Raw genomic sequence first — 12,929 nt, 5'->3', positions numbered from 1 at the left:
AAATTAGATAGCATCCGGATCTACGTTATAACCCAATATAGCCGCAGCTTCTGCAATCAGGTCTCCCTGACGACGCAAGGAGTTAATAGCTTCCATAATTTGCTGACGCCCTTCCTGACTTAAAATCTGCTGATCAAAAGGAGGCTCAATTTGCTGGGTAAGTCGTACGCTTTGGTTTACCGTCTCTTTTAATTCTTCGGCAAGTTCAGGATTGGCATCTTCAATAACATCCAGTACGCTGGGACCTGAGATCACGGTGCCGTCGATTCGTTCATATTCTCCAAGTAAGACATTTCGAATACCGATGGCATTGGTCACAATATCGCGGTGGGTATTATCGCTGAAGCAAGAATGCTCGTCTTCTTTGCTGCGCAGATCCCAGGATACAAACATGCGCTCCCCGGCCAATTCTCCTTTGCTGAGCTTGCCAATACCATTCAAAATGCGGCCAATGGAAGTCTCAATTTGCTCTTCGGAAGTAAAGAAAGCACGATAATTATCCTGCCCTTTCTCCCATTCATTAACCAGCATCTGCAAGTCGTCGGTGATTAATTCGGTAACCTCGGTCAAGTAGGTGGCCCGTCGCTCCTGATGATCATGGGTGCCTTCAGGTCCAGTTACGTAATCGGTATAAGGGCGCTCGCCTCCACCGGGTCCTTCACTTACATCCTGTCCCCATAAAAGAAATTCAACGGCGTGATAACCGGAGCTTACATTGGTTTCACTTCCCTGTTCATTCAAGGAGGCAATCAGCTCTTTTGTGATTTCTGGAAATTCATCGGGGCTGTTGATGATATTGGTACCCACTGATTCCCCTTCTCCATTTGGTGATGCTTCCACATAATCGATATAGGATTCATCCAGTGGCCAGGCGTTAAGTTGTCCTTCCGGGCCATTTTCATCATCAATGGGACCGCCGTAAAAACGAAAAGCCTCGGATTGTCCATAAGTCTCACGTGCATTTAGCCAAGCTTTTTTGGCGGAATCCAAGGTTGCTGGTGATGGATTTTCAACGAATGTATTTACTACTTCATTAAGATTCTCGGCATCAATAAGAGCATCCTCATAATTGGCCAGAGCAATATCGGCATAGGTTTCAACTACCGGACGCAGTGGCTGGTCGTTGCTGCAACCGCTTATCATCAAAACAATTAGCATTGCTGCAACTGAAAACAAATTTTTCATACGAAGACTAAAATTTCTTATTTAGATTGATTAAAGATAAGATACAGATTTATACTTGGCTTCTAAAGCCGTTTGCGACATTTAACGATCTTCGGGCTTTTTACTCTATGCTTTTAATGAGTAAGTATTCCCATCGATACGTTCCCTTTCATCAATTATTCATAAAAAACCGCTTTCATGCTATGAACATTTATAGAATGGAGGAGCGTATGGGTAAGCCAAAAAGCGGGTGCCTTTCTACTATCAAAAAAGTTTTTATCGCCTCATTCATAGTTCTTGGCATTGTCATGGCAGGGATGGCTCTGTACAATTTGAGTCTTCCAGAAGCTTCTCCCTATCTCAGTGAATTATCCGACACAGAACAAAACAGGCTGTCAGAAATCACCCACCTCCGCAAAACTCTGGGCAACGAAGTATGGCCCGGCTGGGGAGATCAGGAAATTCCCATACTGCTATATAATGAATCTTATGCTTTTCTAACCGGCATTGATGATCCGGCACCAGGATGGAAAAAGGTCCCCTATTCCTCATTTCATGGAACTTATTGGGAAGCCACCAGTGGCAAAATGCCTTATTTCCGTCAGCCACTTCCTGAAAATGGAGAAACACCACAGGCATTCATCGTCCAAATTGGTTATACCTTTGCGGCCAGCATGACGACCAAAACCTGGACCCAAATCCAGCTTATTAAAATGATACGGGATGATTTGCCGAACATCCTAAAACCGGTCATGCCTTATCAATTGCTGGTTAATAAGTTTGACAGCGATTGGCACGTGGCTGGTATTTTACATGAGAGTTTCCATGCTTTCCAGGCTAATGTAGCTTATGACAGACTGTTGGAAGCCGAAAAATGTGCCGTTTTAGAAGACACTTATCCCTGGAATGATGCAGCCTTTCGCAACAAATGGGTGGAGGAACGCCGACTGCTGGCCAAAGCTATCGAAGAGAAAGATCCGCGCAAATTCAAACAAGATGTTCAGCAATGGTTGATTATGCGGCAAGATCGCCAGAGCACCATTGACTCTACCCTTGTCCATTATGAGAAAAACCGTGAATGGCTGGAAGGAATGGCTAAATACGCTGAATTAAACATCTGGCTCAAAGCTTCGGAAGAGTCATATAAGCCTCTGCCCGGTATGCAAAAAGACGATGATTTCAGTTTTTACCAAAATGCCAACGATCATAAAGTGCAGGAAATACGCCAGTTAAGCAGTGATTTAAGTTTTAGTGAAACCATGTTTTACTACAGCGGATGGGCCCAGGCTGAAATACTTGACCGCCTCTACCCGAATTGGAGATCCCTTGTTTTTGAGCCGGACGTTTTTCTGGATGATCTTATTGCCGAATCCATGGAGGGTCAGCCGGTAGCTGAACACAACCCTAAATGGAAGCTTTGGTAAATGCTTAAATTCCTTTAGAGTGCCTTTTTTGGAGCATCTGCTTCGCAGTAATTCTTCAGAGAGATCATATCCTTTTTGAGGGCTTTCTTCATAATACCTTTCATGAGCGGAGTGGTTAACTTTGCCATCATTTTGTAAGGTTTTGCTTCCATAGTCAGGGTTAATTCAGTCACTCCCTTTTTCTCCTTAACGGTGAATAATGAATCCCAGATCGTACCACCTGCATCCGAAACCAGCCGGATGTATTCGTCTTCTTTCAACTCTGTCACTTCAAGATCAGTGGTCGCTTTGCGCCCGTTTATTTCCCGGGTTTCCCTGAATTTTGTGCCTACGCCATGTTTTTGTTCTGTTAAAAACTCTACATGAACGATATCGGGAACCGCCTCTGTAAAATTCCGGATATCAGAAATTGTATTGAATACCCTGTTTAGTGGCGCGTTGATCTGCTTGGTTACAGTAAGGAGCGTCATCGGCTTATCGGTTGGTGAGCGGATAAACCAAGTTAGAAAAATGGGGCTTAAGTGCAACAATAAACCGACATCGTTATCACATTAATGAAAAGGCCGGACAACATTGCCCGGCCTGTATTCTTCAAAAAAATATGGAAACTACTTTTTATTCCGATTCTGTGATTTCCGCAATGGTTTCTTCATAAGCCGTAAGCGTATTGGTGATGTCTTCCGAACTAAGCGCATTGCTTAGGAAAAATGCCTCAAAGGGCGAAGGCGGCAGATGCACTCCTCTTTTCAGCATACCGTGGAATATTTTCCCAAAAAGTTCTTTGTCGGTGCGATTCGCATCATCAAAAGTCTCCACCGGACCTTCACAGTAAAACACCCCAACCATCGAACCCACACAGTTAATGGCATGCGGGATATCATATTTTTTGAGGATCTGCCCAATCCCATTTGCCAGCACGGATGCTTTTTTCTCCAGCTCTTCATACACCGCCGGGGATTCCTTCAGTTTCTTCAACAGCGTATAGCCAGCCGCCATGGCCAGTGGATTCCCGGAAAGTGTACCTGCCTGATACACCGGACCGGTAGGCGCTACATAATCCATAATTTCCTGCTTGCCGCCATAGGCCCCAACAGGCAATCCGGCTCCAATGATTTTGCCATAGGTCACCATATCGGCAGTGACACCGTACACTTTTTGGGCACCTTGGAAATCAACCCGAAAGCCGGTCATCACTTCATCAAAAATGAGGACGATATCGTGTTCATCACAAAGTGCTCTTAATCCTTCCAGGAATCCTTCTTTTGGCGGGATGCATCCCATATTCCCGGCGATAGGTTCCAGAATGATAGCAGCCATATCGTCTTTATTGGCTTCTACCAAGTTCTCGACCGATTCCAGATTGTTGTACTCAGCGTTGAGGGTGTCTTTGGCCGTCCCTTCTGTTACACCGGGGCTGCTCGGCTCGCCCATCGTCAAGGCACCGCTTCCGGCTTCAATCAGGAAAGAATCGCCGTGCCCGTGATAGTTTCCCTTAAACTTGATGATCTTGTTTTTGCCGGTATAACCACGTGCCACTCTGATCGCACTCATAGTAGCCTCGGTCCCGGAATTTACCATACGGATCTTATCGACACCGGGCACAGAGCTAGTGATAAGCTCGGCCATCTCCACTTCCAGCTTGGTCGGGGCACCAAAGGAGGTAGAATTAGCTGCCGTTTCCTGTACGGCTTTTACCACATCCGGCTCGGCATGTCCAAGCAGCATAGGTCCCCATGAACTGATATAGTCGATATACTTATTGCCTTCTTCATCCCATAAATAAGCGCCATTGGCCTTTGTGATGAAAACCGGCGTACCGCCCACACTATTAAAAGCCCGTACCGGAGAATTAACCCCGCCGGGAATTACTTTGGATGCTCGTTCAAAAAGTTCTTTACTGTTTGGGTAGTTCATAATTCTGTCTTCTGTAATTCTAAAAATAATTTTTGTACGGCCTTCAAGTCGCCCCTTGAGGGGAGATAAATCAGTCAGCTGTTCCTGACTGATTTTGAGGGGTGTTGGAGCCAAAGTGATTCAAGTTAAATTAGCATCAAAATGCCCTTGGCACGAACACCCTCCGCCAGAGTTCGTATTCACTCACTCCGGCACCTCCCTCAAGGGAGGACTTTTCCTTGCTTCTTCCAACATCTACTTCAGAAAATCCGCACAATCCCAAAATCCTACAAATCCGCGATCACCTTAGCCGCCTCTTTAGCAAAATAAGTCGCTATCAAATCGGCTCCGGCCCGCTTAAAGGCCATCAGGGATTCCATCATCACTTCCTCCTCATTCAGCCAGCCCTTTTCGGCAGCGGCTTTAATCATTGCGTACTCACCGGAAACGTTATACACCGAAACCGGAATATTGAAATTTTGCTTCACCGCTCGCACTACATCCAGATAGGGCATGCCTGGTTTTACCATCACCATATCGGCGCCTTCGTTGATATCCAGCTCCACTTCACGCAGAGCTTCATGCACGTTGGCAGGATTCATCTGGTAGGTTTTCTTATCACCAAAGCCCGGGGCAGAATCCAACGCATCCCGGAACGGACCATAAAAAGCGGATGCATATTTGGCGCTGTAGGCCATGATGCCTTTGTTTTCAAAACCGGCTTCGTCCATGGCTTTTCGCATGGCTCCAATGCGGCCGTCCATCATATCAGAGGGAGCTACCATATCGGCGCCGGCTTTGGCATGACTCACCGCCATTTCAGCCAGCACTTCCACGGATGGATCATTTACAATCTCGCCGTCTTCCACAATGCCATCATGACCATAAGATGAATACGGGTCCATGGCCACATCGGTCATCACCAGCAAATCCGGGTAATGCTCTTTGATGAACCGTACGGATTGTTGCATCAGGCCTTCATCATTTAGTGCTTCCGTTCCCTTGTTATCCTTCTTGGATTCGGGCACCTTCACAAAAAGCAATACCGACTGTATGCCAACTTCGATTAATTCTTCCAGCTCCTTACCGAGCAAATCCAGCGTGTACCGGTAATAACCGGGCATGCTTGGGATTTCCTGCTTCTGTTCCTCGCCTTCCATAATAAAAATTGGGGCGATAAAATCGGACGGGTGCAAGCGATGTTCCTGTACCATCTCGCGGATGGCGGCGGATTGTCGATTTCGGCGTAATCGGGTGGTTGGGTAGTTCATGGTGTTTTCCTTGTGAAAGGTGAAAAGGCAAAAGTGAAAAGAAGGTTAAGAACTTTTGACTTTTGACTTTTCACTTTTCCCCTTTCACTTGTTCAGTAATTAATCCAGTCAATCGGTTTCAAATGCTCGACCAATTCAGCCTCCGGGCTGCCGGGTTCGGGATGATGATCATACACCCAGCGAACCTGTGGCGGCAGGCTCATCAAAATGGACTCGATGCGGCCTTTGGTCTTCAACCCAAATAAGGTACCGCGATCGTGAATTAAATTAAACTCTACATAGCGCCCACGGCGAATTTCCTGCCACTTTCGCTGCTCCTTATTGTAGTCGTAATCTTTTCTTTTTTTCAGGATGGGAAGGTAGGCATCGGTAAAGGCAAAACCTGCTGCTTTGGCAAATTCAAAAAGGTCTCCAACAGATCGTTCTTCATGCGGACGCTGGTAATCAAAAAATAAACCACCTATTCCACGAGCTTCCTCCCGGTGGTGATTAAAAAAATAGGTATCACATTCCGCTTTAAAAGTTGGATAATATTCCGGGTCAAAGCGATCGCACACCTCTTTGTGCACCTGGTGAAAGTGTTTGGCATCTTCTGGAAACAGGTAATAAGGCGTCATATCGGCCCCGCCGCCAAACCACTGGTCACGCAGTTCCCCGCTCTCTTTATCATACAATTCAAAATAGCGGTAATTGGCATGAACCGTGGGTGCAAAGGGATTGCGAGGATGAATTACCAGCGACACGCCCGTGGCAAAAAACTCGGATTCGGGCACCTCAAATTTCTGTTGCATGGCTTCCGGTAGCGGTCCGCCTACCGTAGACACATTCACCCCTCCCTTTTCTATTACCTCACCATCCGCTATGATGCGGGTACTTCCACCTCCGAAACCCTCCCGTTCCCAGTCTTCAATCAGGAATTTCTGAGTACCTTCCACGGCTTCCAGTTCATCGCAGATATGCTGTTGCACATCAGAAACAAAATTGGTGAATTCAGGTTTTATGGAAGTTAGATTTTTTGAAGTCATTGTTGATCGTATGTCAATTTAAAAACTTACCATCATCAGCCACCGCCCTCTCTCTGGATTACAGCAAAGCTGAATCCTGTCTCTCTCCGAAGAGAGATAGGTTCTTGCTAATGCAGGTTTCTCAACTATTGGTTAAAATTTAGAAAGAGCCAAGAACCTGTATCCCTCGGGAGGGACAGATTTTAGCGCTGGTTCGCCCAACGATAAAATCAGGGAGGGCAATCAGGGCAACTTATGCGATCTTGCCCCGGCACCAACACCCTCCGCCAGAGTTCGTATTCACTCACTCCGGCACCTCCCTCAAGGGAGGACTTGTTAACTCGTTCCCAACCACCCGGTTGGGAATGCCTTTGCGGACCTCCCGGTCCGCGTGGTTTTAATACCGAAAATTCTTAACCGTATCCACAAAGCGCTTGGCATTTTCTACCGGCACGTCGGGAAGGATACCGTGGCCGAGGTTGGCAATGTAGTTGCCTTTACCAAAGCGTTGCATCATCTCTTTGGCTTCAGCCTCAATCTGATCGGGTTTCATCAGCAGCTTGGATGGATCAAAATTACCCTGCACTACTTTATCGCCGGCAAACTGGCGGGCGTGTTCAGGAGTACATCCCCAACCAACTCCAAAACTGCTTACCTTGGTATTGGCAAACAGCGGATAGCTCCACTCGGCATCCTTACAAAACATAATGAGCGGTACGCCATAATCTTCGTTGGCAATGCGCTTGAGGTGTGGCAAAGCCAGCTTCTGGAAATCGTCCGGCCCCAAAGCCGCCGCCCACGATTCAAATACCTGCAGCACCTGCGCGCCGGCTTTTACCTGATTATGCAGGTACTGAATAGTTTGATCGGTCATAACCTCCAGCAATTTATGGGCCGCTTCCGGTTGTGAAAACAAGAAGGATTTAGCCGTAGAGAATGTTTTAGAGCCTTGCCCCTCTACCAGGTAACAAAATAAAGTCCATGGTGCGCCGGCAAAACCAATAAGAGGCACGCGGCCACCCAGTTCTTTGCGGGTTAAAGTGAGCGCATCGTACACATAACTCAGCTGCTCTTCTGCGGGTTTGATATTCAGGTTTTCCACCTGTTCTACTGTACGGATGGGATCCGACAGATACGGGCCAAACCCCGGTTTCAGCTGCACTTCCACATCCAGACATTCGATCAACACCAAGATATCCGAAAACAAAATTGCGGCATCCGTGCCTACAATATCGATAGGCTGGATGGTGATTTCGGAAGCCAGTTCCGGCGTCTTTACCCGTTCAAAAAAACTATACTTCTTTTTGATCTCCATATACTCGGGAAGATAGCGCCCGGCCTGACGCATCATCCACACCGGGGGACGTTCAGTTTCTGCGCCTTCCAGCGTATCAAGCAGTAATCGGTTTTTGAGTTCAGGAAATGCCATATAGATATAATCTTAAAATTTGGCTTCTAAAAAGCCGGGTTAGTTATTTCTGATGAGATTATGGTAACAGCCAATGAAGGAAAGCCGTTCTACAGGTAAAAAGTTTGTATCGAAGCCATCAGCGACTCCAGGGTAGAATATTCAGGGGTGATACAATGTTGCATCCCAAATTCGTGTGCTGCTTCTTCGGTGGTTGTGCCAATGCAAAACACCTGCATGCGCCCGGTCACTTTGTTTTGATGGCTGAATGATTCCACCGCACTTGGACTCATAAAAACAATCCCGTCGAAATCATTCAAATCATCCATTTGATGACCAGTCAATTTGGTATGATACACTTCCACTGAAACTACTTCCACCTCATCTCCCAAAAGCTTCTGGAAGTTAGCAGCTTTCAGGTTACCAGAAAAATGAACCACTTTTTTCAGTTTCAGTTCCTGCATCATAGCTGAGAGATCCGCCGCATTGTATTCTTCGGGAATAGAGACTTTGAGGCCCAATTCTTGAAGTTTTTCAGCCGTTTTAGCTCCCACGGCAAAAATATGCTGGGGTAATTCGAAATCACTGAGTACGGCTGAGACCGCCTTTACCGCTTTCTTGCTTGTAAAAATCCAGGCATCCGATTTCTCAGGAACTTCTGATCTCCATAAGGCCGGCATCTGGTATTCAAAGGTGATAAAGGGTTCACTCTCAATCAGAAGTTCATTGTTTTCCAGCTGAGTCCTTTTTTCTTCAGAAAGTTGAGTAGTGAACAGAATCTTAGGTTTTTTATCCATTTTCGGCTTGTTCCAGTATTTCTTCAGCACCTTCAGATTTCAACATTTTGGCCCAAGTGGTGCCTTTGTCAGCTGAGGCCTCGCCAAGCAATATTTCCTGTTCAACATCCAAACGCCTGCTGCCATCTAAGGAAAGGACCGCCCCAACAAAGTAAAGCATCTCATTTTTAATATACGCATGGGCGCCCACCGGGCTTGAGCAACCGGCTTCCAATTCATTTAAAAAGGCCCGTTCAATGGCTCCGCAAATATGGCTTTCTTTGTGATCTATCTTAGCCAATTCATTTTCAAACTCTATTTCGTCAGCTGTTACAATCCCAACAATTCCCTGGGAAGGCGCTGGGATCATCCAATGCAACACTTCGCTTATCCGGTCTTCGTAGCCAATGCGTTCCAGGCCGGCTGCTGCAAAAATGCCACCGTACCACTCATTGGAATCTACTTTATCGAGCCGGGTAGGTACGTTGCCACGCAGCCCCACGACTTCATCTTCAGGAAAACGGTTTTTCCAAAAAGCGGTGCGACGGATACTGCCGGTTGCAATCACCCGCGTGTCCATTTTTTTGGGTTGAGCCGGACGAACCAATGCATCTGCCGGGTTTCCGCGTTCCAACACGGCAGTGAGTTTAAGTCCCTCGGGAAGCACAGTAGGAACATCTTTCAGGGAATGAACGGCCAGATCAATTTCACCGGCCAACAGTGCGTCATCCAGTGCTTTGGTAAAAACGCCTTTATCTCCCAGTTTATTTAGGGGGATGTCTTGCACCTTATCACCAAAAGATTCGATTTCTACGAGTTCACTGTCTATCCCTTGTTGATGGAGTGCATCGGCTACTTTATTCGCCTGCCACAGAGCCAGCGTACTTTTTCGGGTGCCGATTCTAAGCTTCATTTTGTGCCTTTTCGAATTCCTGATCGATGCGGTCGATATGAATGGCCATTATTTTTTTCTTGATACGCCGGGTAACTTCTTCCATTTGTGAATAGGAATCTTCATCCATTTTATGTTTTACCCGGTCCAGTTCCGCATCGGTGATGTCACTCAGGCGATGCTCAATTTCTTTGATACGGGGCAACAGGTAGCGCGATCTTTTTACACGCTTCATGAAATCGCCCTTTTCCTCTTCAATGATATGCTTTATTTCCGGAACAGACTGTTTTCTTTGTTCAATAGCCTTTTTGTTGGCTTTGTGAATGGAGTCCATGTCAATCAATGTCACATTTTCCACCTCTGACACCGCAGGATCCACATTCCGGGGTACGCTTAAATCGAGTACCAACTGTGGGTGTTCAACACCTTGAAAGTGCTCGGGATGTAAAATCGGGTTTTTGGCACCGGTAGCGGTAATCACCAAATCGGCCTTTTTGATTTCTTCTTCCAAATCGGAAAAAGCATGTGCCTTGATATCAAAAGAGGATGCCAGTTGTTTGGCGCGGTCGATGGTTCTGTTTACCACCGAAATGTGCTCTGCCCCGTTTGAGATAAGGTTTTTGGCAGATACTTTGCCCATCTTACCGGCCCCGATAAGCAAAATCCTTATTTCACTTAAATCCTGAAAATGCTCCAGGGCCAGTTGAGTTGCCGCAAAACCGACGGAGGCCGTACCTTTACCAAAATCGGTTTCAGTACGGCTCCGCTTGTGTGCTCGGAAAACGGATTGAATGAGTTGGTGAAATTCGCCGGAAAGTCCCTTTTTCTTCGCTTTCTTGTACGCTTGCTTTACCTGCTGAATGATTTGTACATCGCCCAGCACCTGGGAGTCGAGTCCCGTACCTACTTCATAAAGATGATCGTAGGCATCATCTTCGGTATGGATATAACCGTGTTCATGGAAAAACTCGCGATCAGTATTTGTAGCCTTACAGAGCGCAGAGATAAGAACATCGGGATCACAGAAAGCATAAAGTTCAGTGCGATTACAGGTATCCAGCATCAGAATTCCACCAGGTATATCTTTGGTATGGAACTCTAAGAGCTGCCTGCGATGTTTGTCCAAAAAGAATAATTCTCGAATAGAAACCTCACTTTTCCAGTGAGAAATACCTATTGCACTAAACCTCATAAATTGATCTTAAAAATTTTCCGGCACATGAGTCGACAATGTATTTTCCGAATATGAAGATAATGTGAAGAAAAACTTCACATTCGGAAAAAACTACCTCTAACCCCAACAGAAGCCGGATTTTGGTTTCCTGCTTTATGAAGTTGTAAAGATACAAGTTCTGCAAACCAATTGTGATTAGTAATATTGATGGATGAGATAAAGGAGTGTTGAGTTGTGAGTTTTTAGTTCTGAGTTTTGAGTTGCATTGTGTTAATGGAGAACTAAAACTAAACCCTCAAAACTAAAACTTGCAGACTGCCTCGAAGTTCAACATGATGATGGCTATATTTAGGGGCAGAAGAAATCATCCAAAAAAACAAGAAATGGATTTACAACTCACCGGAAAAGTCGTCAACATACTGGAAGAGAAATCAGGACAGGGAAAAAATGGTCCCTGGAGAAAACGTGATTTCATCCTGAAAACAAAAGGCCAGTACCCCAAACAAGTTTGCATTACCCAATGGGGAGATAATATTGATCAGCAACAAGTACAGGAAGGCGACGAAATTACAGCCTCTATCGACATCCAAAGCCGTGAATATAATGGCAACTGGTACACCGATGTAAAAGCCTGGAAAGTTGAAAAAGCCCAGGGCGATGTAGCGCCCCCGCCAAGCGCGCCGGGACTTACTATGGATGGTAACCAGGAAATGGATCTGGACGACGACATGCCCTTTTAGTCCTTATTGCTCTACTTATTTTAAAGCCATTGTTTTAAAACAATGGCTTTTTTTCTTTTTTTGTTCCTTTATTTGGAAGCTTTATTCAAAATTCTTTTTCCCGGTTTAGCTACATCTTCATGTAGTACGAATACTGTTTTAAATATCAATAAAGCTATCTAACTTCCCTTTTGCTGCAACGTATGCAGCTCATAATTTTTCGGAATAAATGCAGCAATACAACAAGCTTCCTTTTGTATTGCCTTCCTGAAGCATCAAATAACATTTCAATTTACGTCTATGAATTTTCGTATATCTACACTTTGTCTGCTTGTGTTAGCAGTACTTTTCGGGGGAGGCTGTAGCACGCTTGATAAATTATCGACCGCCCAGACCGACCGGCTTAAAAAGAATCAGTTTTATAAAACCTATGAGACTAAAAACATGCCGTCGTCTACCTCTGCTATTGGCTTGCTTCCTGTAACAGTTCGTCCTTATTTGGAATCACCTGATTTTGAATATGACCGAAATAATCCCCTGCTCATTGAACTCACGGACACACTCAATGCCCGTTTGCAGCGCATGAATATCACCACCTCTGTTAATGAACCTTTATTAGCCACGAGAAAAGACGGCCCCGGATTATATCTTGGAAGCAGTGAAGGAGAGCATGTACCGGTTGGTGCTTCTATCATGAGAGAAGATCATGAAAAATACCCACCCATGATTATTTACCGCCAAAAACCCGGTAAAAAATGGAAATCAGAAAGCTCACAAATTATGGCCGATCATGAGGTCGACTACCTGCTGAAAGTTTGGATTAGCTTTGCCGAATATCCCAAAGCCGATAAGGGATTAGTAAAGAAGCAAGTTTTACTGGGCACACATCATGAAGAAGAAATTCGCTTTTTTAGTGCAGAGGATAAACCTGTAGAAGTATTGCAACTCAGCGGTTACCTGGTAGACCAAAAGGGAAATGTAGTACGTGCCGGAGCTGAGGGGGTCATTCATAACGATACTCCTTTTTGGCTGCAGGTGCTGGATGTGAAAGAACTCATTGATGATAAAACCCTGAAGCGGTTGCTTGAAAAAGAACGCCGTAAAGACCTGCCCGGCGATCCGCTCACACTTGATGTAGCCCTTGAGAACCTGGTAGCACAGTTACTGGACCGGGATATTTGAGTTCTTTTTAGTTAGTGCGTTA

12 protein-coding genes are annotated in these 12,929 nt (G+C 45.6%); 3 read left to right on the top strand and 9 right to left on the bottom strand.

The genetic code is table 11. The features are described from left to right. Nucleotides 1-3: 3 nt before the first annotated feature. A complete protein-coding gene (locus tag FN815_RS03895; RefSeq protein WP_142453297.1) occupies nt 4-1,185 on the bottom strand; it encodes an imelysin family protein in 1,182 nt (393 codons plus the stop codon). 182 nt (nt 1,186-1,367) lie between these two features. Between FN815_RS03895 and FN815_RS03890 the strand changes: the two genes are divergently transcribed. Beyond that, nucleotides 1,368-2,588, top strand: coding sequence for a hypothetical protein (locus FN815_RS03890; protein ID WP_142453296.1), 1,221 nt, complete (start codon nt 1,368-1,370; stop codon nt 2,586-2,588). Between the two features lie 14 nt (nt 2,589-2,602). On the opposite strand, the gene FN815_RS03885 is transcribed toward FN815_RS03890, so the two are convergent. From FN815_RS03885 to hemA, 8 genes are all read right to left on the bottom strand, one after another. Next, entirely contained in the window at nt 2,603-3,058 is a 456-nt protein-coding gene (locus FN815_RS03885; RefSeq protein ID WP_142453295.1) for an SRPBCC family protein, read from the bottom strand. 145 nt (nt 3,059-3,203) lie between these two features. Beyond that, entirely contained in the window at nt 3,204-4,502 is a 1,299-nt protein-coding gene (hemL, locus tag FN815_RS03880) for a glutamate-1-semialdehyde 2,1-aminomutase (RefSeq protein ID WP_142453435.1), read from the bottom strand. Between the two features lie 266 nt (nt 4,503-4,768). After that, nucleotides 4,769-5,752 carry a porphobilinogen synthase gene (hemB, locus tag FN815_RS03875; RefSeq protein WP_142453294.1) on the bottom strand — a complete coding sequence of 328 codons (984 nt, stop codon included), beginning with the start codon at nt 5,750-5,752 and terminating at the stop codon, nt 4,769-4,771. Between the two features lie 92 nt (nt 5,753-5,844). Then, nucleotides 5,845-6,777 carry an oxygen-dependent coproporphyrinogen oxidase gene (hemF, locus tag FN815_RS03870; protein WP_142453293.1) on the bottom strand — a complete coding sequence of 311 codons (933 nt, stop codon included), beginning with the start codon at nt 6,775-6,777 and terminating at the stop codon, nt 5,845-5,847. A 376-nt stretch (nt 6,778-7,153) separates the two neighbouring features. Continuing rightward, the gene (gene hemE / locus FN815_RS03865) at nt 7,154-8,185 is read right to left on the bottom strand and encodes a uroporphyrinogen decarboxylase (protein ID WP_142453292.1); all 1,032 of its coding nucleotides are present in this window, start codon (nt 8,183-8,185) and stop codon (nt 7,154-7,156) included. 89 nt (nt 8,186-8,274) lie between these two features. Further along, complete coding sequence (locus FN815_RS03860; RefSeq protein ID WP_142453291.1) at nt 8,275-8,961, bottom strand: uroporphyrinogen-III synthase; 687 nt, start codon at nt 8,959-8,961, stop codon at nt 8,275-8,277. Continuing rightward, entirely contained in the window at nt 8,954-9,853 is a 900-nt protein-coding gene (hemC, locus tag FN815_RS03855) for a hydroxymethylbilane synthase (protein ID WP_142453290.1), read from the bottom strand. The genes FN815_RS03860 and hemC overlap by 8 nt, the downstream gene beginning before the upstream one ends. Beyond that, the gene (hemA, locus tag FN815_RS03850) at nt 9,843-11,024 is read right to left on the bottom strand and encodes a glutamyl-tRNA reductase (RefSeq protein WP_142453289.1); all 1,182 of its coding nucleotides are present in this window, start codon (nt 11,022-11,024) and stop codon (nt 9,843-9,845) included. The genes hemC and hemA overlap by 11 nt, the downstream gene beginning before the upstream one ends. 365 nt (nt 11,025-11,389) lie before the next feature. Here hemA and FN815_RS03845 point away from each other — a divergent pair, with 365 nt between their 5' ends. Together FN815_RS03845 and FN815_RS03840 are read left to right on the top strand one after the other, a co-directional pair. Next, entirely contained in the window at nt 11,390-11,746 is a 357-nt protein-coding gene (locus FN815_RS03845) for a DUF3127 domain-containing protein (RefSeq protein ID WP_142453288.1), read from the top strand. A gap of 279 nt (nt 11,747-12,025) precedes the next feature. Continuing rightward, entirely contained in the window at nt 12,026-12,907 is an 882-nt protein-coding gene (locus FN815_RS03840) for a hypothetical protein (protein ID WP_142453287.1), read from the top strand. The last annotated feature ends 22 nt before the right edge of the window (nt 12,908-12,929 follow it).

Origin of the sequence: Gracilimonas mengyeensis (assembly GCF_900182705.1) — a bacterium.
GTDB classification, from domain to species: domain Bacteria; phylum Bacteroidota; class Rhodothermia; order Balneolales; family Balneolaceae; genus Gracilimonas; species Gracilimonas mengyeensis.
This window is presented reverse-complemented; position numbering and strand designations above follow the sequence as displayed.